This window comes from Streptomyces sp., from assembly GCF_031181705.1.
Lineage (GTDB): Bacteria > Actinomycetota > Actinomycetes > Streptomycetales > Streptomycetaceae > Streptomyces.
This window is the reverse complement of sequence record NZ_JAPSKN010000099.1, coordinates 1-22266: the sequence shown is the minus strand read 5'-3', so window position 1 is coordinate 22266 and position 22266 is coordinate 1. Positions and strand designations below refer to the sequence as shown.

The 22266-nt window shown below is 72.2% G+C and carries 20 protein-coding genes; 10 read left to right on the top strand and 10 right to left on the bottom strand.

Going from position 1 to position 22266, the window contains the following annotated elements; all coding sequences use genetic code 11:
• The 3 genes from RIN80_RS18975 to RIN80_RS18965 all read left to right on the top strand — a co-directional run.
• Positions 1–1673: acyl-CoA dehydrogenase C-terminal domain-containing protein (locus RIN80_RS18975; RefSeq protein ID WP_309096799.1), on the top strand; the 1673-nt coding region annotated here is incomplete at its 5' end.
• A 74-nt stretch (positions 1674–1747) separates the two neighbouring features.
• The gene (locus RIN80_RS18970; RefSeq protein ID WP_309096798.1) at positions 1748–3097 is read left to right on the top strand and encodes a M18 family aminopeptidase; all 1350 of its coding nucleotides are present in this window, start codon (positions 1748–1750) and stop codon (positions 3095–3097) included.
• An 88-nt stretch (positions 3098–3185) separates the two neighbouring features.
• Entirely contained in the window at positions 3186–3434 is a 249-nt protein-coding gene (locus RIN80_RS18965; RefSeq protein ID WP_309096797.1) for a DUF6458 family protein, read from the top strand.
• A 12-nt stretch (positions 3435–3446) separates the two neighbouring features.
• On the opposite strand, the gene RIN80_RS18960 is transcribed toward RIN80_RS18965, so the two are convergent.
• Together RIN80_RS18960 and RIN80_RS18955 are read right to left on the bottom strand one after the other, a co-directional pair.
• A complete protein-coding gene (locus RIN80_RS18960; protein ID WP_309096796.1) occupies positions 3447–5264 on the bottom strand; it encodes an NHL domain-containing thioredoxin family protein in 1818 nt (605 codons plus the stop codon).
• A complete protein-coding gene (locus tag RIN80_RS18955; RefSeq protein ID WP_309096795.1) occupies positions 5261–5686 on the bottom strand; it encodes a cupin domain-containing protein in 426 nt (141 codons plus the stop codon). The genes RIN80_RS18960 and RIN80_RS18955 overlap by 4 nt, the downstream gene beginning before the upstream one ends.
• 52 nt (positions 5687–5738) lie before the next feature.
• Here RIN80_RS18955 and RIN80_RS18950 point away from each other — a divergent pair, with 52 nt between their 5' ends.
• Together RIN80_RS18950 and RIN80_RS18945 are read left to right on the top strand one after the other, a co-directional pair.
• Positions 5739–6737 (top strand): helix-turn-helix domain-containing protein, encoded by a 999-nt coding sequence (locus RIN80_RS18950; protein WP_309096794.1) that lies wholly within the window; start codon positions 5739–5741, stop codon positions 6735–6737.
• Complete coding sequence (locus tag RIN80_RS18945; RefSeq protein WP_309096793.1) at positions 6734–7225, top strand: LURP-one-related family protein; 492 nt, start codon at positions 6734–6736, stop codon at positions 7223–7225. The genes RIN80_RS18950 and RIN80_RS18945 overlap by 4 nt, the downstream gene beginning before the upstream one ends.
• Before the next feature lie 76 nt (positions 7226–7301).
• Here RIN80_RS18945 and RIN80_RS18940 read toward each other — a convergent pair whose 3' ends face one another.
• Positions 7302–8099, bottom strand: a complete 798-nt coding sequence (locus tag RIN80_RS18940; protein ID WP_309096792.1) for a carbon-nitrogen family hydrolase — start codon at positions 8097–8099, stop codon at positions 7302–7304.
• 181 nt (positions 8100–8280) lie between these two features.
• On the opposite strand from RIN80_RS18940, the gene RIN80_RS18935 reads away from it, so the two are divergent.
• Together RIN80_RS18935 and RIN80_RS18930 are read left to right on the top strand one after the other, a co-directional pair.
• Positions 8281–9105 (top strand): maleylpyruvate isomerase family mycothiol-dependent enzyme, encoded by an 825-nt coding sequence (locus RIN80_RS18935; RefSeq protein ID WP_309096791.1) that lies wholly within the window; start codon positions 8281–8283, stop codon positions 9103–9105.
• 237 nt (positions 9106–9342) lie between these two features.
• Positions 9343–10089: a methyltransferase gene (locus RIN80_RS18930; RefSeq protein ID WP_309096790.1), complete on the top strand. Its 747-nt coding sequence runs from the start codon at positions 9343–9345 to the stop codon at positions 10087–10089.
• Positions 10090–10097: 8 nt separating this feature from the next.
• On the opposite strand, the gene RIN80_RS18925 is transcribed toward RIN80_RS18930, so the two are convergent.
• Entirely contained in the window at positions 10098–11411 is a 1314-nt protein-coding gene (locus tag RIN80_RS18925; RefSeq protein ID WP_309096789.1) for an MFS transporter, read from the bottom strand.
• Positions 11408–12058 carry a GntR family transcriptional regulator gene (locus tag RIN80_RS18920; RefSeq protein WP_309096788.1) on the bottom strand — a complete coding sequence of 217 codons (651 nt, stop codon included), beginning with the start codon at positions 12056–12058 and terminating at the stop codon, positions 11408–11410. The genes RIN80_RS18925 and RIN80_RS18920 overlap by 4 nt, the downstream gene beginning before the upstream one ends.
• A 208-nt stretch (positions 12059–12266) precedes the next feature.
• On the opposite strand from RIN80_RS18920, the gene RIN80_RS18915 reads away from it, so the two are divergent.
• Complete coding sequence (locus RIN80_RS18915) at positions 12267–13166, top strand: serine hydrolase (RefSeq protein ID WP_309096787.1); 900 nt, start codon at positions 12267–12269, stop codon at positions 13164–13166.
• A gap of 64 nt (positions 13167–13230) precedes the next feature.
• Here RIN80_RS18915 and RIN80_RS18910 read toward each other — a convergent pair whose 3' ends face one another.
• The 4 genes from RIN80_RS18910 to RIN80_RS18895 form a co-directional block, all read right to left on the bottom strand.
• Positions 13231–14664, bottom strand: a complete 1434-nt coding sequence (locus RIN80_RS18910; RefSeq protein WP_309096786.1) for a dihydrolipoamide acetyltransferase family protein — start codon at positions 14662–14664, stop codon at positions 13231–13233.
• 10 nt (positions 14665–14674) lie between these two features.
• Positions 14675–15652, bottom strand: a complete 978-nt coding sequence (locus tag RIN80_RS18905) for an alpha-ketoacid dehydrogenase subunit beta (protein ID WP_309096785.1) — start codon at positions 15650–15652, stop codon at positions 14675–14677.
• A 1-nt stretch (position 15653) separates the two neighbouring features.
• Positions 15654–16856 (bottom strand): pyruvate dehydrogenase (acetyl-transferring) E1 component subunit alpha, encoded by a 1203-nt coding sequence (gene pdhA, locus RIN80_RS18900; RefSeq protein WP_309096784.1) that lies wholly within the window; start codon positions 16854–16856, stop codon positions 15654–15656.
• A gap of 390 nt (positions 16857–17246) precedes the next feature.
• The gene (locus RIN80_RS18895; protein WP_309096783.1) at positions 17247–18845 is read right to left on the bottom strand and encodes a protein kinase; all 1599 of its coding nucleotides are present in this window, start codon (positions 18843–18845) and stop codon (positions 17247–17249) included.
• Between the two features lie 340 nt (positions 18846–19185).
• On the opposite strand from RIN80_RS18895, the gene RIN80_RS18890 reads away from it, so the two are divergent.
• Positions 19186–20823 (top strand): protein kinase, encoded by a 1638-nt coding sequence (locus tag RIN80_RS18890; protein ID WP_309096782.1) that lies wholly within the window; start codon positions 19186–19188, stop codon positions 20821–20823.
• Positions 20824–20904: 81 nt separating this feature from the next.
• Here the strand turns inward: RIN80_RS18890 and RIN80_RS18885 are convergent, their stop codons facing one another.
• Positions 20905–21447, bottom strand: a complete 543-nt coding sequence (locus tag RIN80_RS18885; protein WP_309096781.1) for a bacterial proteasome activator family protein — start codon at positions 21445–21447, stop codon at positions 20905–20907.
• A 281-nt stretch (positions 21448–21728) separates the two neighbouring features.
• Between RIN80_RS18885 and RIN80_RS18880 the strand changes: the two genes are divergently transcribed.
• Positions 21729–22202: a hypothetical protein gene (locus RIN80_RS18880; protein ID WP_309096780.1), complete on the top strand. Its 474-nt coding sequence runs from the start codon at positions 21729–21731 to the stop codon at positions 22200–22202.
• Positions 22203–22266 lie beyond the last annotated feature (64 nt).

Genomic DNA, 22266 nt, shown 5'->3' with positions numbered 1-22266 from the left:
AGCTGGCCGAGTCCTTCGCCGACGCCGACCGCAACCCGCCGGTCTTCGACCCGGAGACCAACACCGCGCCGGTCCCCGCGTCCTTCAAGAAGAGCTACCAGGCCTTCATGGACTCCGAGTACTGGCGCCTCGGCCTGCCCGAGGAGATCGGCGGCACCACCGCGCCGCGCTCCCTCATCTGGGCCTACGCCGAGCTGATCCTGGGCGCGAACCCGGCCGTGTGGATGTACTCCTCGGGCCCCGCCTTCGCCGGCATCCTCTTCGAGGAGGGCAACGAGGTCCAGAAGCACATAGCCAAGATCGCCACGGAGAAGCAGTGGGGCTCCACGATGGTCCTCACCGAGCCCGACGCGGGCTCCGACGTGGGCGCCGGCCGCACCAGGGCCGTGCAGCAGGAGGACGGCTCCTGGCACATCGAGGGCGTGAAGCGCTTCATCACCTCCGGTGAGCACGACATGTCGGAGAACATCCTCCACTACGTGCTGGCCCGCCCCGAGGGCGCCGGCCCCGGCACCAAGGGCCTGTCCCTCTTCCTCGTCCCGAAGTACCTGTTCGACTTCGAGACCGGCGAGCTGGGCGAGCGCAACGGCGTCTACGCCACGAACGTCGAGCACAAGATGGGCCTGAAGGCCTCCAACACCTGCGAGATGACGTTCGGCGACAAGCACCCCGCCAAGGGCTGGCTGGTCGGCGACAAGCACGACGGCATCCGCCAGATGTTCCGCATCATCGAGTTCGCCCGCATGATGGTCGGCACGAAGGCCATCTCCACGCTGTCCACGGGCTACCTGAACGCGCTGGAGTACGCCAAGGAGCGCGTCCAGGGCCCGGACCTGGCGAACTTCATGGACAAGACCGCGCCCAAGGTCACCATCACGCACCACCCGGACGTGCGCCGCTCGCTGATCACGCAGAAGGCGTACGCGGAGGGCATGCGCGCCCTGGTGATGTACACCGCCTCGATCCAGGACGCCATCCAGATCAAGGAGGCCGCCGGCGAGGACGCCTCCACCGAGCACGCGCTGAACGACCTGCTCCTGCCCATCGTCAAGGGCTACGGCTCCGAGAAGGGCTACGAGCTGCTCGCCCAGTCGCTGCAGACCTTCGGCGGCTCGGGCTTCCTGCAGGAGTACCCGATCGAGCAGTACATCCGGGACTCCAAGATCGACACCCTCTACGAGGGCACCACGGCCATCCAGGGCCAGGACTTCTTCTTCCGGAAGATCGTCCGCAACCAGGGCGCCGCGCTGAACTCCCTCGCCGAGGACATCAAGAAGTTCCTGGCGCTCGGCACCGGCGGCGAGGAGCTGGCGGGCGCCCGCGAGCACCTGGCCAAGGCGGCCGTGGAGCTGGAGGCGATCGTCGGCCTGATGCTGACCGACCTCGCCGCCACCGAGCAGGACGTCAAGAACATCTACAAGGTCGGGCTCAACACCACCCGCCTGCTGATGGCCTCCGGTGACGTCGTCGTCGGCTACCTGCTGCTCAAGGGCGCCGCGATCGCCGCCGAGAAGCTGGAGACCGCCTCCGCCAGGGACAAGGCCTTCTACACCGGCAAGATCGCGGCCGCGAAGTTCTTCGCCGCCAACGTCCTGCCGGGCGTCACCCTGGCCCGCAAGGTCGCCGAGGGCGTCGAGCTGGACCTGATGGAGCTGGACGAGGCCGCGTTCTGATCCCCACGTCCTCGGTTCGAGGGCCCGTTCCCCCACACCGGGAACGGGCCCTCGTCCGTCGTTAAGGTGAATGCATGACCGAACCAGCCCGCCCGTCTCCCACCGCGGCCCCCGCAGCGAGCGCTTCGCGCGCACCTCTCCCTTTCGACCGCGGCCACACCGACGACCTCATGGCCTTCCTGGCGGCGAGCCCGTCGCCGTACCACGCCGTGGCGAACGCCGCCGAGCGGCTGGAGAAGGCCGGCTTCCGGCAGGTCGCCGAGACGGACGCCTGGGACGGGACGAGCGGCGGCAAGTACGTGCTGCGCGGCGGGGCGATCGTCGCCTGGTACGTGCCGGAGGGCGCCGCGCCGCACACGCCGTTCCGCATCGTCGGCGCCCACACCGACTCCCCCAACCTGCGCGTCAAGCCGCTGCCCGACAGCGGGGCGCACGGCTGGCGCCAGGTGGCCGTGGAGATCTACGGCGGGCCGCTGCTCAACTCCTGGCTCGACCGCGACCTCGGCATCGCCGGCCGGCTGACCCTGCGCGACGGCTCGACCCGGCTGGTGAACGTGGACCGGCCGCTGCTGCGCGTCCCGCAGCTCGCCATCCACCTGGACCGCTCGGTGACGGCCGACGGCCTCAAGCTCGACAAGCAGCGGCACATGCAGCCGGTCTGGGGCCTGGGCGGTGACGTGCGCGACGGCGACCTGATCGCCTTCCTGGAGGAGACCGCCGGCATCCCCGCGGGCGAGGTCACCGGCTGGGACCTGATGACGCACTCCGTGGAGCCGCCCGCCTACCTCGGCCGCGACCGAGAACTGCTGGCCGGCCCGCGCATGGACAACCTGCTGTCGGTGCACGCGGGCACGGCGGCCCTCGCGGCCGTCGCCGCGTCGTCGTCGCAGCCGGCCTCCATCCCGGTCCTGGCGGCCTTCGACCACGAGGAGAACGGCTCCCAGTCGGACACGGGCGCGGACGGGCCGCTCCTCGGCAACGTCCTGGAACGCTCGGTCTTCGCGCGCGGCGGCTCCTACGAGGACCGGGCCCGCGCCTTCGCCGGCACGGTCTGCCTGTCCTCCGACACCGGCCACGCCGTCCACCCCAACTACGCGGAGCGGCACGACCCGACGCACCACCCGCGGGTCAACGGCGGCCCGATCCTGAAGGTGAACGTCAACAACCGCTACGCCACGGACGGTTCGGGCCGCGCCGAGTTCACGGCGGCCTGCGAGGCGGCGGACGTGCCGTTCCAGTCGTTCGTCTCCAACAACTCCATGCCCTGCGGCACCACGATCGGCCCGATCACCGCCGCCCGGCACGGCATCAGGACGGTCGACATCGGCGTGGCCATCCTGTCGATGCACAGCGTCCGCGAACTCTGCGGCGCCGACGACCCGTTCCTGCTGGCCAACGCCCTGACGGCTTTTCTGGAGCGGTAGAACGGCCCCTCACCGCATGGGTGTTCGCCCCGGGGGTACCCGGTGTTGCGGGACCGGAACGACCGGACCGTACAGGGAGGCGACACACATGGGCCTCGGCGGATGCATCATCCTCATCGCCGTGGGAGCCATCCTCACGTTCGCGACCGACTGGGACATGCAGGGGGTCAACCTCGACCTGGTCGGAGTGATCCTGATGATCGTCGGACTGATCGGCGTCACGACGTTCAGCAGCATCGCCAGGCGCCGGCGCGTGGTGGTGCCCCCCACGACGTCGGTCGTGGACGACGGACGGCGCCCCACACGCGACGGCTACAGCGACGGCTACGGGGTGTGACCGCGCCCCGGATCAGCTGTCCATCCCGGCAAGGACCAGGGGCAGCCGGGCCGTCCCCGACGCGGTGAGACGGACCGGCACGCCCCAGTCCTGCTGATGGACGTGACAGGCCGGGTACGCGTTGCCGGGATCGTCGTCGCAGGAGGCGGCCATCGCGGAGACGTGCAGCACGCCCTCCGGCACGGAGGGGTTCAGGTCGAGGGTGCGGGACAGCTCCGTCCCCGCGCCCTCGCCTTCGCGCAGCAGCTCCGCCGGGGTCGAGGAGACCAGCAGGCGCGTGGAGGGGCCGTGGCGGTCGTCCAGCTTCTGCCCCGCGGGCGCCCGGAAGACGACGTCCAGCCGAAGACGCCCCGGGGCGACCTCGGTCGGCTCCCGCCGGGTGCGGTGGGCCACGTCCGGGACCTTCACCGCCTCCTCCGGCAGCCGCAGCCGGGTCAGCCGGTGCCGGGCCGACTCCACGACCACGATGTCGTCGCCCGCGAGCACCGCGTCGCTGGGTTCGCGCAGGTCCGTGGCCAGGGTCGTCACCTCGCCGGTCGCCGGGTCGTAGCGACGCAGGGCGTGGTTGTAGGTGTCGCTGACCGCGACCGAGCCGTCGGGCAGGGCCGTGACGCCCAGCGGGTGCTGGAGCAGGGCCTGTGCGGCGGGGCCGTCCCGGTGGCCGAAGTCGAACAGGCCGGCGCCGACGGCGGTGTGGACCGAGCCGTCGGGATCCACCCAGCGCAGGGCGGACGTCTCCGAGTCGGCTAGCCAGAGCCGCTCGTCCGTGGCGGCGAGCCCGGACGGCTGCGCGAACCAGGCCTGGTCGCCCGGCCCGTCGACCAGGCCCTCGTTGGTCGTCCCGGCCGTGACGGCCACCGTCCCGTCCCGCGGGTCGTACGCCCACAGCTGGTGCACCCCGGCCATGGCGATCCACACCCGGCCCCGCCACCAGGCGACGTCCCAGGGGGAGGACAGGTCGACCTCACGGGCCGGGCCCGAGGTGGGGGAGCCCTGCCACCACTGCCGGCCCGTGCCGGCGAGGGTGGTGACCTCGCCCGTGGCGAGGTCCAGCCGCCGCAGGGCGTGGTTGACGGTGTCGGCGACGACCACCGACCCGTCGTCGAGGACGGCGAGCCCCTGCGGCTCGTTGAACGTGGCGGTGCCGGCGGCCCCGTCGGCGAAACCCCGCGTGCCGGCGCCGATCCTGCGCAGCACGCTCTCCCCGTCCGCGGCGAGCTCCACCAGCTGGTGCCGGGTCGTGTCGCTCACCAGGAAGGTCCCGCCCGGCAGCGGCACGGCCTTGCCGGGGAAGCGCAGCACCGTGGGCTCCGGCTCCGGGGCCACGTAGGGACCGTCGCCGCGCCGCAGCGTGCCCTTGGCCGCGTGCTCGTCCTCCAGCTCCCCGACCAGCCGCTCGATGGCGTGCACATGCCCTTCACCGGCGTGCTGGGCGACGACGTACCCCTCGGGGTCGATCACCACGAGCGTCGGCCAGGCGCGCACGGCGTACTGCTTCCACGTGGCCAGCTCCGGGTCGTCGAGCACCGGATGCTCCACCCCGTAGCGCTCCACGGCGTCGGCGACCGCCCCGTGCTCCGCCTCGTGCGCGAACTTCGGGGAGTGCACCCCGACGACCACGACCGTGTCCCGGTGCTTCTCCTCCAGCTCCCGCAACTCGTCCAGCACGTGAAGGCAGTTGATGCAGCAGAACGTCCAGAAGTCCAGGACGACGATGCGTCCGCGCAGATCGGCGAGCGTGTACTGCCGCCCGCCCGTGTTCAGCCAGCCACCCCTGCCGATCAGCTCGGGGGCGCGGACGCGGACGCGTCGGGGTACGGAGTCGCTCATGACCCCAGGGTGCCATCCGGCTCCGGCGTCCGGTCCAGCGGATGACCCGTCGTGGCGTCCACGTGGTCCGGGACCTCGTCGTGGCGGTCGCCGACGGTGAGGGTGCCGGTGGGCTCGAACATCAGGATCGCGGTCGGCACGGGGGCGTACGGCTTGTGCTCGGTGCCGCGCGGGACGGTGAAGACGCTGCCTGTGGGCAGGACGACCGTGCGCTCGCCGGCCGGCTCGCGCAGGGCGATGTGCAGCTCGCCGTCGAGGACGAGGAAGAACTCGTCGGTGTGGTCGTGCGCGTGCCAGACGTGGTCGCCCTCGACCTGGGCGATCCGGACGTCGTAGTCGTTGACGGCGGTGACGATGCGGGGGCTCCACCGCTCGGTGAAGGAGGCCAGGGCGTCGGCGAGGGAGACGGGTTCGTGGGTCATGAGCCGATCCTGCGGGGTGCCGTACGGTGGCCACGAGTGCTAGGAATCGCACATGTCGCAAGAATCCTCGCAGCGCCCGCACCGGGTCGCCGTGATCGTGGACGAGGGCACCAACCCCTTCGAGGTCGGGGTGGCCACCGAGCTGTTCGGGCTGCCGCGGCCCGAGCTGCGGCTTCCGGGGCCGCTGTACGAGGTGACGCTGTGCGCGCCCGTGCCGGAGGTCCGGATGAACCACGGCTTCTTCACGCTGAGCGGCGTCCCGGGCCTGGACGCCGTGGACGGGGCGGACACGCTGGTGGTGCCGGGCCGGCCGGACAACGTCGTGCCCCGGGTCCCCGCCGTCCTGGACGCCATCCGCCGCGCGCACGCCCGCGGCACCCGGGTGGTCAGCTTCTGCACCGGCGCGTTCGCGCTCGCCGAGGCCGGGCTGCTGGACGGCCGGCGGGCGGCGACGCACTGGCGCTGGGCGGACTCCTTCCGCCGGCTGCACCCGCGGGTGCTGCTGGAGCCGGACGTCCTCTTCGTCGACGAGGGCGACGTCCTCACCGCGGCGGGCAGCGCGGCCGCGCTCGATCTGGGGCTGTACCTCTGGCGCCGTGACCACGGTGCGGAGATCGCCAACCACGTCTCCCGCCGGCTGGTGTTCGCCGCGCACCGGGACGGCGGGCAGCGGCAGTTCGTGGAGCGGCCGGTGCCCGAGGTGCGGGACGCGTCGCTGGCGCCGCTGCTGCAGTGGGCGCAGGAGCGGCTGGGCGAGCCGCTGACGGTGGCGGACCTGGCCGCCCGCGCGCGGGTCAGCCCCGCCACGCTGCACCGCCGCTTCCGCGCCCAGCTCGGCACGACCCCGCTGGCGTGGCTCACGGGCGAGCGCGTGGCGCTGGCCTGCCGGCTGATCGAGCGGGGTGAGGAACGGCTGGACGTGGTGGCGGCCCGGAGCGGGCTCGGGACGGCCGCCAACCTGCGGGCGCGGCTGCGGCGGGTGACCGGGCTCAGCCCGTCGGCCTATCGGCGGCGTTTCGGCAGCGGCGGCGGGGAAGCCCTGGTCTCATGAGATTCCTCGTGTACGACCGGCTCCTCGGCTTCGGTGACGACTACTGGATCGAGGACGAGCACGGCTCCAAGGTGTTCCTCGTCGACGGCAAGGCCCTGCGGCTGCGCGACACCTGGGAACTGAAGGACGCCCAGGGTCACGTCCTCGTCGACATCCACCAGAAGATGCTCGCCCTGCGCGACACGATGGTGCTGCAGCGGGCCGGGGAACCGCTGGCGACCATCCGCCGCAAACGGCTGTCCCTGCTGCGCAACCACTACCGGGTGTCCCTGGCCGACGGCAGCGAACTGGACGTCAGCGGCAGGATCCTGGACCGGGAGTTCGCCGTCGAGTACGACGGGGAACTGCTCGCGGTGATCTCCCGCCGGTGGCTGACCGTGCGGGACACCTACGGCGTGGACGTCGTGCGCGAGGACGTGGATCCGGCGCTGCTGATCGCGGTGGCGGTGTGCGTGATCCACCTGGCGGAGAAGGAACGGGAGGACTGACGGCGGCCGGTCGGGACTGGCGTGACGGTCGGTCAGGGCCTGGACGGCGGCCGGTCGGGGTCTGCGCGGCGTCCGGTCAGGGCCTGCGCGGCGGCCGGAGTCCCAGCATCCGGTCCTTCAGCGCCGGGAACTGCTCCCGTGTCGTCGCGACCTTCGCCGGGTCGAACTCCACCGTGAGGACCTCTTCGTCCGCCCCGGCCTCGGCCAGCACCTCGCCCCAGGGGTCGACCACGATCGAGTGGCCGGACTGGGGAACACCGGCGTGCGTCCCGGCCGTCGCGCAGGCGAGGACGAACGACTGGTTCTCCACGGCCCGGGCCCGGGCCAGCAGCGACCAGTGGGACCGGCGGCGCTCCGGCCAGCCCGCCGACACCACGAGCGTCTCGGCCCCGGCGTCGACGAGCCCGCGGAAGAGTTCGGGGAAGCGGAGGTCGTAACAGGTGGCCAGGCCGAGGGTCGTCGCGGGCAGACGCACCGTCACCAGCTCGGTGCCGGCGCCCATCAGCACGGCCTCGCCCTTGTCGAAGCCGAACCGGTGGATCTTCCGGTAGGCGGCGGCCAGGTCGCCGGAGGGCGAGAAGACGAGGGACGTGTTGTACAGGGGACCGTCCGGGTCCCGCTCGGGGATGGATCCGGCGTGCAGCCAGACGCCCGCGTCGCTCGCGGCCTTGGCCATGGCCTCGTGGGTCGGGCCTTCGAGCGGTTCGGCCTCGGTCCCGAACGCGTCGTAGGCGAAGGCGCCGGTGGTCCACAGCTCGGGGAGGACGACGAGGTCGCTGCCGGCCTGCTCCCGGACCATCGCGGCGGCCCGCCGACGGCGCGATTCGACCGATTCGCCCTCGTCTACGGCGATCTGGATCACAGAGGCGCGCACACTACCACCGTCCTGGCATTCGAGCCGTCCACACGGGCCTACGATCGTCACACGAAAGCACTGCCGGGGTGCCCCACAGCAGCGTAACTTAGCTCGCAAGACACCCGCCGACAGCCGCCACCTCCCACTGGCAACGCCGCCATCACCTGCCCGTGCACCGACCGCCGAGGGGTCCCGTTCCGTGAGTCTGCATCCCACCCTCCAGCCCTACGCCGACGCCTGGACCCACTCCATCGAAGCGATATCCGAGCTGGTCCAGCCGCTCGCGGAGGCCGAATGGAACCGGCGTACGCCGTGCCCCGGGTGGTCGGTGCGGGACGTGGTGTCCCATGTCATCGGCCTGGACTGCGAGATGCTCGGCGACCCGCGCCCCATCCACACGCTGCCGCGCGACCTGTTCCACGTCACGAACGACCACCAGCGCTACATGGAGATGCAGGTCGACGTCCGCCGCCACCACACGGCGCCGGAGATGACCTCCGAGCTGGAGTACGTGATCATCCGCCGCAACCGCCAGCTGCGCAACGACTCGCGTGACCCGGGCACGAAGGTGCGCGGGCCGCACGGGGCGGATCTCACCCTGGAGGAGTCCATGCGCCGGCACGCCTTCGCGGTGTGGGTGCACGAGCAGGACCTGCGCACGGCGCTCGGCCGGCCCGGCAACCTCGACTCCCCCGGCGCGCACGTCACCCGTGACGTGCTGCTCGGTGAACTGCCCCGCGTGGTGGCGGAGGACGCGCAGGCGCCGCGCAGCTCGGCGATCGTCTTCGACGTGCACGGCCCGGTCGAGTTCCTGCGCACGATCCGCGTCGACATCCAGGGCCGCGGCACCCTGGAGACGGCCCCGGCGCTGGGCCCGGCGGCCACGCTCACCCTCGACTGGGAGACCTACGTCCGGCTGGCCTGCGGCCGCGTGACGCCCGAAGCGGTCTCCGACCGCCTGAAGACGGAGGGCGACCCGGACCTGACCGCGGCGATCCTGCGGAACTTCACGGTGACCCAGTAGGACCCGGACCCCACCCGTCGACGGGCGGCACCGGCCGCACCCGGCCGCGGACAGTCGTGCCGCCAGGGCGACGGCATCCCCCGGGCCGGAGCCGAGCGCTCGGAGGACGGTGGGCGCGGCGGCATCTCGTCGCGCCGAGCGCGCAGGGCACGGACCCCGCCCGAAACCCCGGCGCCCGGACCCGGCGCCGATAAACCGGGTGCCGCCGCCCCTCCCCCGGCCGTACCGTGCCCTGCCATGACCCCGCCACCCCGCCGCACCGGCCGCCTCACCTTCCACGGCCCTCTGTCCGAGATCCGCGCCGACGCCCTCGTACGACGCCTCGCGGGCAACTCCCCCGCCACCGTCCTGGACATCGGCTGCGGCCGGGGCGAGCTCATGCTGCGCGTCCTGGCCGCCACCCCGCGGGCGACCGGCACCGGCGTCGACCTCGACCCCGAGGACCTGGCCCGCGGCCGGCAGGCCGCCGAGGCACGCGGACTGACGTCCAGGGTCCGCTTCCTGGAGGAGTCCGCCACCGGCACGCCCCACGGCCCCGCCGACCTCGTCCTGTGCGTCGGCGCCGCCCAGGCCCTCGCCGAGCAGCTCCCCGACGCACTGGCCGCACTGCGCGGTCTCGTCACCGACGGGGGCCGTGTCCTGCTCGGCGAGGGTTTCTGGCAGCGCACGCCCACCCCGTCCGAACTGACCCGCATGTGGCCGGGCGCCGCCGCCACCGACCACCCCGGCCTCCCGGCCCTCGTCGACCTGGCGATCCGGGCGGGGTTCCGGCCGGAGTGGACGGAGACCGCGAGCCTCGACGAGTGGGAGGAGTTCGAGTCGGCCTACCTCGCGGACACGGAGGTGTGGCTCGCCGAGCACCCGGACCACCCCCGGGCCGCGGAGACCCGGCAGCGCGCGGACCGCCACCGCTCCGCCTGGCTCACCTACCGCGGCGTCCTCGGGCTCGCGTACCTCACCCTCGTGCCCGTGGCGGCCCGCTGACCCGACGGCTACGCCGGCACGTGCACCGTCTCCACGCGGCTCGCCACCAGCCGCTCCCGCTCCCGCCGCGCCGCCCGCCTGCCCAGCCGCAGGATCTGCGTGACGCCGAGCGCCTGCAGCACGAAGACGGCGGAGAAGGCCACCGTGTAGTCGTCGCCGGTGGCGTCCAGCAGCACGCCGATCGCGAACAGCGTGGTCATGGAGGCCACGAAGCCGCCCATGTTGGTGATGCCGGAGGCCGTGCCCTGCCGCTCGGGCGGGTTCGCCGGGCGGGCGAAGTCGAAGCCGATCATCGACGCCGGCCCGCACGCCCCGAGCACCACGCACAGCACGACCAGCAGCCACATGGGGGCGTGCGGCCCGGGGTGGAACAGCGTCGCCGCCCACGCGGCCGCCGTCGTGCCGACCGTGCCGAGCGCGAGCGGCAGCCGGGCCCCGTGGTGCCGGGCGACGATCTGGCCGTAGACCAGCCCGACGGCCATGTTGGACAGCACCACCAGCGTCAGGAGTTCACCGGCCGTCGCCCGGGACAGCCCCTGCGCCTCGACCAGGAACGGCAGGCCCCACAGCAGCAGGAACACCATCGCCGGGAACTGGGTCGTGAAGTGCACCCACAGGCCCAGCCGCGTCCCGGGTTCCCGCCAGGAGGCGGCGATCTGACGCCGTACGTAGGCCGTGCCCCGGTGCGCCACCGGCTCCGGCGCGTGGCCCTCCGGGTGGTCCTTGAGGAACAGCAGGACCAGCGCGAACACCACGGCCCCCGCGGCGGCGCTGCCCGCGAAGGCCGCGGTCCAGCCGACGCCGTGCAGCAGCCGGGCCAGCACGAGCGTGGAGACCAGGTTGCCCGCCATGCCCACCAGCCCCGCGAACTGGGCGACGAGCGGCCCGCGCCGGGCCGGGAACCACCGGGTGCCCAGCCGCAGCACACTGATGAACGTCAGCGCGTCACCGCAGCCGAGCAGCGCCCGCGAGGCGAGCGCCATGCCGTACGACGGGGAGAACGCGAAGCCCAGTTGCCCGGCCGTGAACAGCACCGCGCCGAGCGCGAGCACCTTCTTGGTGCCGAGCCGGTCGACGAGCAGGCCGACGGGTATCTGCATGCCCGCGTAGACCAGCAGCTGGAGGATGGAGAAGGTCGACAGCGCCGAGGCGTTGACGTGGAAGCGGTCGGCGGCGTCCAGGCCGGCCACGCCCAGGGAGGTGCGGAAGATGACCGCGACGAAGTAGACCGAGACGCCGACACCCCAGACGGCCAGGGCCCGCCGTCCGCCTGGGGGTGCCCCCTTCGGGGGAGGATCGCCCGGCAGCGCCGCCGAGCTCATCGGACCTCCCCCCGGGCCAGGTGGGAGAACCAGCCGACGTGCCGGTGGACGAGCCCGACGGCCGCCTCGGCGTCCCCCGCGCGCAGCGCGTCGAGGATCTCCTCGTGCTCGGCGAGGGTCTTGGCGATGCGGTCGGGGTGGGAGTGCATCACGGCCACGCCCATGCGCAACTGGCGGTCGCGCAGCTGGTCGTAGAGGCGGGAGAGGATCTCGTTGCCGCCGCTGCGGACGATCTCGGCGTGGAAGCAGCGGTCGGTGACGGCGGCCCCGGCGAGGTCTCCGGCGGCGGCCTGCTTCTTCTGCCGGGCCAGCAGCTCCTCCAGGCGCTGGATGAGTCCGGGGGGCGCGGGCACGGCCTTGCGCGCCGCGTGCTCCTCGACGAGCAGCCGGGTCTCGACCACGTCGGCGATCTCCTGGGCGGAGACGGGCAGGACCAGGGCGCCCTTCTTGGGGTAGAGCCGGATCAGACCCTCGGCCTGCAGCCGGAGCAGCGCCTCGCGCACGGGGGTGCGCGAGACCCCGACGGCCTCGGCCAGCTCGCCCTCGGTGAGGAGGGTCCCGCCCTCGTAGCGGCGCTCCAGGACGCCCTGTTTGACGTGGGTGTAGACGCGGTCGGCGGCGGGGGGTTGCTTCACGGCCAGGGTCATGCGGACAGCATAGATACAACAGGTGTGCATGGATGCACCCGTCCAGGATCCGGACGCGTATGTCACACATCTGTGGCAAAGCAGGGGTCCCGCGCGGTGTGGGCACAACCAACTGTGCTACTTACGAGTCAGACACGTGCGGCCCCTTTCTCCTCGTCCTCAACTCGGCCGCACCGTTGGGGCATTCAACGCAATCGGGGTATCTGACTTGATAACCGGCATTAAGGGCACCCGTTTCCGCAGAGCCGCGGCCGTCGCCGTGACCACCGGCGCCATGCTCGCGACCGGAGCCCTCACCACCACGCAGGCGCAGGCCGCCGCCACGCCCTCGATCGCCGCCAAGGGCGGCTACGTGATGAACAACGCGACCGGCAAGTCGCTCTACACCAAGGCGGCCGACACCCGCCGCTCGACCGGTTCCACCACCAAGATCATGACCGCCCTGGTGGTGCTGAAGCAGTCGAACCTCAACCTGGACAGCAAGGTCACGGTCCAGAAGGCGTACAGCGACTACATCGTCGACAACAACTGGGCGTCCAACGCCAAGCTGATCGTCGGCGACAAGGTCACCGTCCGCCAGCTGCTGTACGGGCTGATGCTGCCGTCGGGCTGCGACGCGGCGTACGCGCTGGCCGACAAGTTCGGCTCGGGCTCGACGCGCTCCGCGCGCGTGAAGTCGTTCATCGGCAAGATGAACACCACCGCCAAGAACCTGGGTCTGAAGAACACCCACTTCGACTCGTTCGACGGCATCGGCAAGGGCGCCAACTACTCCACACCGCGCGACCTGACGAAGCTCGCCAGCGCGGCGATGAAGAACTCCACGTTCCGCACGGTCGTCAAGACGAAGAAGTACACGGCGAAGACGACCACCAAGTCCGGCGGCACGCGGACGATGGCCCCGTGGGAGAACACCAACCCGCTGCTCAGCAGCTACACGGGCGCGATCGGTGTGAAGACCGGTTCCGGCCCGGAGGCCGGGTACTGCCTGGTCTTCGCCGCCACCCGCAACGGCAAGACGGTCATCGGCACGGTCCTCTCCTCGACCAACGGGACCACGCGCAAGTCGGACGCGACGAAGCTGCTCAACTACGGCTTCACCAAGTAGGACCGCCCAACGGAAAGGGGGCTCACCGCCGGCGGCGGTGAGCCCCCTTCCTCGTGTGCGCCGGCTACGCCCAGGAGATGAGCCGCTTGGGCTGCTCCAGGATCGCCGCCACGTCGGCCAGGACCTTCGAGCCCAGCTCGCCGTCGACCAGGCGGTGGTCGAAGGAGAGGGCCAGCGTGGTGACCTGACGCGGCTTCACCTTGCCCTTGTGGACCCACGGCTGGAGCTTGATCGCCCCGACCGCGAGGATCGCGGACTCGCCCGGGTTCAGGATCGGCGTGCCCGTGTCGACGCCGAAGACGCCGACGTTGGTGATCGTCACCGTGCCGCCCTGCATGGCCGCCGGGGACGTCCTGCCCTCGCGGGCCGTCGCCACCAGCTCGCCCAGCGACTCCGCCAGCTGCGGCAGCGTCTTGGCGTGGGCGTCCTTGATGTTCGGCACGATCAGGCCGCGCGGGGTCGCGGCCGCGATGCCCAGGTTCACGTAGTGCTTGACCACGATCTCCTGGGCGGCCTCGTCCCAGGACGCGTTGATCTCCGGGTTGCGCTTGATCGCGACCAGGAGCGCCTTGGCGATCAGCAGGAGCGGGTTCACGCGCAGGCCCGCGAACTCCTTGTCCTGCCTCAGCTCCTCGACCAGCTTCATCGTGCGCGTCACGTCGACCGTCACGAACTCCGTGACGTGCGGCGCGGTGAACGCCGAGCCGACCATCGCCGCCGCCGTCGCCTTGCGGACGCCCTTGACCGGGACGCGGGTCTCGCGCGCGGTGTCGTACGAGGCCGGGGCGGCGGCCGGGGCGGGCGTGGGCGCCGGCTCCGGTGCCTCGGGGGCGGCCGCTGCCACGGCCGCGTGCACGTCCTCGCGGGTGATGATGCCGTCCGGGCCGGTCGGGACGACCGTCGTCAGGTCGACGCCCAGGTCCTTGGCCAGCTTGCGGACCGGCGGCTTGGCCAGCGGACGGTCCGCACCGGCCGGAGCCGGGACGGCCGGTGCCTGGGCCTGGACCGCCGGCGCGTGGCCGTTCAGCTCCGTGTGGATCGCCGTCGAGGCCTGCTGGACCGGGACCTCGGGGCCCTTGCGGGGGCGCCGGCGGGTGGAGGAGGTCGCCACCCCGTAGCCGACGAGGACCGGCTGGCGGCCGGATCCTGCGGACTCCGGCTCGGCCGCGGCCACGGTGGCCTCGGTGGCCTCGGTGGCCTCCGGCTGCGGCTCGTCGGCGGGCGCGGGGGCGGCACCGCCGCTCACGTCGACCGCGATGATCGACGTGCCCACGTCGACAGTGGTGCCCTCCGGGAAGTGCAGCGCCCGGACCACGCCGTCGTAGGGGATGGGCAGCTCGACGGCCGCCTTCGCCGTCTCGACCTCGCACACCACCTGGCCGTCCGTGACCGTGTCACCGGGCTGGACGTACCACTTGAGGATCTCCGCCTCCGTGAGCCCCTCGCCCACGTCGGGCATCTTGAACTCGCGCACGGACGCTTCCGTCATCGTCGTCACGACCCTCTCCTCAGTACGCCAGCGAGCGGTCGACGGCATCCAGTACCCGGTCCAGGTTCGGCAGGTACTCCTCCTCCAGGCGGGCCGGCGGGTACGGGGCGTGGTAGCCGCCGACCCGGAGCACCGGGGCCTCGAGGTGGTAGAAACAGCGCTCCGTGATCCGGGCGGCGATCTCCGCGCCCGAGCCGAAGAACACCGGCGCCTCGTGGACGACGACCAGGCGGCGGGTCTTCTCCACCGAGGCCTGGACCGAGTCGAAGTCGAGCGGGGAGACCGAGCGCAGGTCCAGGACCTCCAGGCTCTTGCCCTCCTCGGCGGCCGCGTCGGCGGCCTCCTGGCAGAGCTTCACCATCGGGCCGTAGGCGGCCAGGGTCAGGTCGGTGCCCTCGCGGACCACCCGGGCCTTGTGCAGCGGGCCCGGGATGGCCTCCGTGTTGACCTCGTCCTTGTCCCAGTAGCGGCGCTTGGGCTCGAAGAAGATCACCGGGTCGTCGCTCTGGATGGCCTGCTGCATCATCCAGTAGGCGTCCGACGCGTTCGACGGGCTGACCACCTTCAGGCCCGCCACGTGCGCGAAGAGCGACTCGGGGGACTCCGAGTGGTGCTCGACCGCGCCGATGCCGCCGCCGTAGGGGATGCGTACGACGACGGGCATCTTGACCTTGCCCAGCGAGCGGGCGTGCATCTTCGCGAGCTGCGTGACGATCTGGTCGTACGCGGGGAAGACGAAGCCGTCGAACTGGATCTCCACCACCGGGCGGTAGCCGCGCAGGGCCAGGCCGACCGCGGTGCCGACGATGCCCGACTCGGCGAGCGGGGTGTCGATGACGCGGCTCTCGCCGAAGTCCTTCTGCAGGCCGTCCGTCACCCGGAACACACCGCCGAGCTTGCCGACGTCCTCACCCATGATCAGGACCTTGGGGTCGGATTCCAGAGCGCGGCGCAACGACTCGTTGATCGCCTTGGCCAGTGCCATCTTCTCGGCCATCTCAGTTACCCCCCTCGTCGGCGAAGGACGCCTGGTACGCGGCGAACTGGGCGCGCTCCTCGTCGACCAGCGCGTGTCCGTCCGCGTAGACGTTCTCGAAGATCGCGAAGTGGTCCGGGTCCGGCATGGCACGGACCGCCTCGCGCACTCGCCTGCCCAACGCCTCGGACTCGGTCTCCAGTTCCGCGAAGAAACCCTCGTCCGCGTGGTGCGAGGCCTCCAGGTAGCGGCGCAGGCGCAGGATCGGGTCCTTGGCCTCCCAGGCCTGGCGCTCCTCGTCGCCCCGGTAGCGGGTGGGGTCGTCGGAGGTGGTGTGGGCGCCCATGCGGTACGTGAACGCCTCGACGAGGGTCGGGCCCTCGCCGCTGCGCGCCCGCTCCAGCGCCCAGCGGGTGACCGCGAGGCAGCCGAGCACGTCGTTGCCGTCGACCCGGACGCCGGGGAAGCCGAAGCCCTGGGCGCGCTGGTAGATCGGCACGCGGGACTGCTTCTCGGTCGGCTCGGAGATGGCCCACTGGTTGTTCTGGCAGAAGAACACGACGGGCGCGTTGTAGACCGCGGAGAAGGTGAACGACTCGGCCACGTCGCCCTGGCTGGAGGCGCCGTCGCCGAAGTAGGCGATCACCGCGCTGTCGGCGCCGTCCTTGGCGACGCCCATCGCGTAGCCGGTGGCGTGCAGCGTCTGGGAGCCGATGACGATCGTGTAGAGGTGGAAGTTGTTGCCGCCCGGGTCCCAGCCACCGTTGTTCACGCCGCGGAACATGCCGAGCAGGTTGGTCGGGTCCACGCCGCGGCACCAGGCGACGCCGTGCTCGCGGTAGGTGGGGAAGACGTAGTCGTCGTCACGCAGGGCGCGGCCGGAGCCGATCTGGGCGGCCTCCTGGCCGAGCAGCGAGGCCCACAGGCCCAGCTCGCCCTGGCGCTGCAGGGAGGTCGCCTCGGCGTCGAAGCGGCGGGTGAGCACCATGTCGCGGTAGAGGCCGCGGAGCTCTTCCGGGGTGACACCGGCGACGTACTTGTCGAACTCGGCGTTCTTGACCCGCTCGCCCTCGGGCGTCAGCAGCTGCACGAGCTGGGGCTCGGTGCCCTTCGCGCCGGCGTCCTTCTTGGCGGTGGTGCGGGTGGTGCGCTTGGTGCCGGTGGTGCCGGCCTTGCTTCCGGCGCTGCGTCGCGGTGTGCGCGCGGCAGTGCTCTCCACGGTCACGTGTGCTCCTCCGTCGGTCCGGCCCCGGGGTTGCCGGTAGGCCAGTGCGGCTCACCTGTTCTCGGCCCACGGGACACGGGGTGGGTGCCACTCGGCCGGGAACAGGCGTGACAGGTGCCCCGGCGAGCGCCCTGCAGAGAGCACGTTACCCAGTGCGCCACATTTCTGTGAAACCCCCTCTGACCTGCGATTTTGCTTGGAAATCCAAGTAAATCGAGAAGGCGGTGAAGGAGCCCTGGTCACAGCCTTGCAGGAGGCCGGAGCTACCGCACGTTAACCCGGTGACCCAGGTCACGGGAAGAGTCCTTTTCCGGGCGTGCCCCAACGGCACGCGCGCGTGGGGCCCGTCTCCGGGTCCCACGCGCGCGTGGATCATGCTTTTTCCGGCGGTCAGCCGCCGCCCTCGCCGCCCGGGCCGCCGACGACTCCGGTCGTGGTGCCCGCGTCGGTGCCGCCGGCCGTGTCGCCCGTCGGCGTCTCCCCCGGGTCCGTGGGCTCCTCGCCGGTCGGCTCGCCGGTGGGCTCCTCGGTGGTCGGCTCGTCCGTCGGCTCGCCGGTGGGCGACTGCGGGGCGCTCTGCGACGGGGTGTAGGACGGGGTGTACGACGGCGTCCAGTTGCCGTTGCCGTTGCCCGTGCCGGTGCCGTCGTCCGTGGACGTGCCGGTCGGCTCGTCGGTCGCCTCGTCGCTCGGCGTCTTGCTGGGCTTCTTCTCCTCGGCCGTCTGCGAGGAGGTCGGCGACTGCTTCTTGCTCGGGTCGTCCTTGCCGTCGCCGGTGTTCTGCAGGGCCAGGGCGACACCCGCGGCGACGGCGATCACCGCGAGCACGGCGAGGATCCACAGCCTGCCGCGGCCGCTGCCCCGGCTGCCCTGCCCCTCGAAGCCGCCGTCGTCCCCGTTGCCGTAGCCCGCGGGCAGGAGGGGCGAGGCGATCTGCGTGGTGCCGGAGGCGTCGCCGGGGTGGCCCATCACGGCCGTGCCGGCGAAGCCGCCCGAGGGGGTGTGCCGGCCCTCGTGCATGTCGACCGGGCCGGTGTTCCAGGTGCCGGTGTGGCCGCCCTGGTCGTAGAGCATCTGCAGCGCGTACTGGACCAGCCCGCGCATCTCCTCGGCCGTCTGGAAACGGTCGTCGGGATCCTTGGCGAGGGAGCGCATGACCAGGCCGTCCAGCTCCGGCGGGCAGGCGTCGGAGGCCTCGGACGGCGGGGTCGGGATGTCCTGGACGTGCTGGTAGACCACCGACAGCGGGGTCTCGCCGGTGAAGGGCGGGCGCAGCGACAGGAGCTCGTAGAGCAGGCAGCCCGTGGCGTACAGGTCTGAGCGGTGGTCGACGGCCTTGCCGAGGGCCTGCTCGGGGGAGAGGTACTGCGGCGTGCCCATGACCATGCCGGTCTGGGTCATCGTCGTGGAGGCGCCGTGCAGGGCGCGGGCGATGCCGAAGTCCATCACCTTCACGGCGCCGTTGTGCGTGATGATGACGTTGGCCGGCTTGATGTCGCGGTGCACGATGCCGTGCTGGTGCGAGTAGGCGAGCGCCTCCAGCACCCCCGAGACGATGATCAGCGCCTGCTCGGGGCCGGGCGCCTCGGCGTTCAGCAGAAGGTCGCGGATGGTGCGGCCCTCGACCAGCTCCATGACGATGTACGGCACGGACTGGCCGCCGACGAAGTCCTCGCCGGAGTCGTACACGGCGACGATGGCGTGGTGGTTGAGGCCGGCGACCGACTGGGCCTCGCGCGTGAAGCGCGCCTTGGACACCGGGTCCTCGGCGAGGTCGGAGCGGAGCAGCTTGACGGCGACGGTGCGCCCGAGGCGGACGTCCTCGGCGGCGAACACCTCGGCCATGCCGCCCCGGCCGAGTCTGTGGGTCAGCCGGTACCGGCCGTCCCCGACCAGCCCGCCGTTCCCCCAGGACTCCGGCGCGTCCGACATGCCGCCGCCAGTCGCCTCGGGGTCGGACGGGCCCTGAGCGCGCTGCTGCTGTGCCATCAGTCCTCGCCGTCGTTTCTGCCCGCGGTGCGCGCGGTGTTGTTACGGTCTCCGTCGGCCACGCTACAGCCTCCGCGCAAGCCTCCGGTCCGAGACGGGGTGCCAGGACCGGCACGAGACGGACGGGTCATGAAACCTTCACCCGGCACTGTCGTGCAAATTCCGTGTGCCGGTCGTACGCCCCCTGTAACGCTTCCGCGACGCTTCTTTCGCGTACGGTCACGGAACGGGCACCGAGCTTGACGTGTCAGTGCCCTGGGGCAGACTTGGCCGGGAATGACGGTGTGGATCAACGACGCGACAGTCGGCGGCGCCTGCAGGGGCTACGGGGGACGGGAACATGAGCCAGGACGGCGCACAGGGCCAGTACACGGGGCGGGCGCTCGCCAATGGCCGCTATCAGCTGCGCGACCTGCTCGGCCAGGGCGGCATGGCCTCGGTGCACCTCGCGTACGACAGCGTGCTCGACCGGCAGGTCGCCATCAAGACACTGCACACCGACCTCGGGCGGGAGCAGGCCTTCCGCGAGCGGTTCCGCCGCGAGGCCCAGTCCGTGGCCAAGCTCACGCACACCAACATCGTCTCGGTCTTCGACACCGGCGAGGACACCCTCGACGGCATGACGACGCCGTACATCGTCATGGAGTACGTCGAGGGCCGCCCGCTCGGCTCGGTGCTCGACGAGGACGTGCGGCAGCAGGGCGCGATGCCCGCCGACAAGGCGCTCAAGATCACCGCCGACGTGCTGGCCGCGCTGGAGATCAGCCACGAGATGGGCCTGGTCCACCGGGACATCAAGCCGGGCAACGTGATGATGACCAAGCGCGGTGTGGTCAAGGTCATGGACTTCGGCATCGCCCGCGCCATGCAGTCGGGTGTGACGTCGATGACGCAGACCGGCATGGTCGTCGGCACCCCGCAGTACCTGTCGCCGGAACAGGCCCTCGGCCGTGGCGTGGACGCCCGCTCCGACCTGTACTCGGTCGGCATCATGCTGTTCCAGCTCGTCACCGGGCGGCTGCCGTTCGACGCCGACTCACCGCTGGCCATCGCGTACGCGCACGTCCAGGAGGAGCCGCCGGTCGCGTCCACGATCAACCGGGCGCTGCCGCCGGCCGTGGACGCGCTGATCGCCCGCGCCCTGAAGAAGAACCCGAACGAGCGCTTCCCGAGCGCGGAGGCCATGCGCGGCGAGTGCCTGCGCGTGGCGGCGTCCTTCCAGCCCGCGCCGCCGAGCATCGTGCCGGGTACGCAGGCGCAGAGCGGCGCGGGCGTCGGCTCGGCCGTGTTCCCGCCGGTCGACCAGGCGACCCCGGCCCCCTCGGGCCAGGTGCAGACGCCGTACCAGCCGACCCCGCCGCCGAACCCGTACGGCACGCCCACCCCGTCCCCGGCCTACGGCTATCCGCAGCAGGGCGGCTACCAGACGCCGAACCCGGCCGCGTACTCCCCGCAGCCCGGGCCGTCGACCCCGCCGCCGTACAACCTGACGCCCCAGTCCGGGTCCGCGCCCTCGGGCGGCGGCCGGAGCAACAAGCCGGTGATCATCGGCTCGGTCATCGTGTCCGTGGTCGCGGTCGGCGGCCTCGTCACGGCGCTGCTCCTCAACGGCGGCAGCGAGGACGACAAGGGCGGTGGCAGCGGCAGCGCGAGCGCGTCGGCCTCCGCGGAGAAGAAGCCCGGCTACCGGGGTCCGGACCCGACGAAGACGATCGAGGCGACGGAGTGCACCGAGCCGCAGGAGTCGTACAACGACCCCGAGAAGATCGAGATCCCGGACTTCAAGTTCAAGAACATCCAGTCGGTCAAGGCCTGCGCCCAGGCGGCCGGCTGGCAGATCGACACCAAGGACGTCGACGAGAACACCTATGGCCAGGGCACGGTGATGAACCAGTTCCCGTCCAAGGGCACCGACGTCGACCCGGACGACATGCCGACGATCGAGCTCAACGTCTCGACGGGCAACCCGCCGTCCTGACGGCCCGGGCGGTACGGACATGAGGAAGGGCCCGGCGGCTCCTGCCGCCGGGCCCTCGTGTCCGTGGAGCTCCGCCGGGGTCTACAGGTACGGGCCGCCGGAGCGGCCGCCGAGCTGCTGCTCGTCGGGGCCGTCGCCGCCGACGCCGGGCGGGAGGGCGCGGCGCATCTGCTCCAGCTGGGCGCGGGCCGCCATCTGCTGGGCGAACAGCGTCGTCTGGATCCCGTGGAAGAGCCCCTCCAGCCAGCCGACCAGCTGGGCCTGCGCGATGCGCAGTTCCGCGTCGCTCGGGGTCGCCTCGTCCGTGAAGGGCAGGGAGAGCCGCTCCAGTTCCTCGACCAGCTCGGGCGCCAGACCGTCCTCCAGCTCCTTCACCGAGCTGGCGTGGATCTCCTTGAGCCGGACCCGGCTGGCCTCGTCCAGGGGAGCCGCGCGCACTTCCTCCAGCAGCTGCTTGATCATGCTGCCGATCCGCATGACCTTGGCGGGCTGCTCCACCATCTCCGTCACCGGGGTCTCGCGGGAGTCGTCGTCTCCGTTGCCGCCACCGAGCGCCATGCCGTCCTGGCCGACCACCAGGATCTGCGGGTTCTCCGGCGACCTTTCGTTCCTCGGCATCTCCATGCCGCCATTCTCTCGCACGCCTGCACCTCACCTGTGTGGTGCCCCCGGGTGAGGCTGATCCACCGTGTCCGGGGAGACGTGCCGCCCGGGCGCCGGGTTGCTCCGCCCCGGGCCCGTTCCCTCTCCCGGGTGAGCGCCGGGCCCCCGGCGCCCGTCGGCGATTCCGTCCGTCGGCCGAACCCGGAGTGCCGCGGGGGCGGGGTGGTGTGAGGCTGATGGCCTGGATATGACCGAACTTGCCGTTTCTGCCCCACCGGGCACGGCGGGAGGGGGTCACCCCCGTGACTCCATGGCTACGCGCACTGCGGGCGACGGGACTGGTGGTCGTCCTGGGGGCGGGCGCGGTCGTCTCACCGTACGGGGCCGTGCGGTCCCACGCCGTGCGGACCCACGCCGAGGAGGCCGGGGCCGTCGCCGCCCCGTCCGCCCGGCCCGCCCCGTCCGGGACCGGGGAGCCCACACGGGCCGGGACCCGCGCGGGCGAGGGGCGGGAGCGGCCGGGGCGGCCGGAGAGCACCGAGGAGGAGCCGGAGGCCGCTGAGCGCACCGCCGCGCCCGAGGCGTCCCGCGCGGCCCTTCCGCCGCCCACCGCTCCGGCGGAACCGCCCGTACGGGAGGCCGCCGCCGCCCGCGCCGACCGCCCCGCCGGCCCGGTCCTGCGGATCCTGCCGCTGGGCAGCGGGCTGATGCTGATCGGCCTCGGTCTCGCCCTGGCGTTCGTCGGACTCCGCCTGCGCCGCCCGGGCCCGTACTAGGCGCTCCGCGGGAGATCGACAGCACGTCGCCGCCGTCACCTGACGGACATCGGCTGCCCCCGCC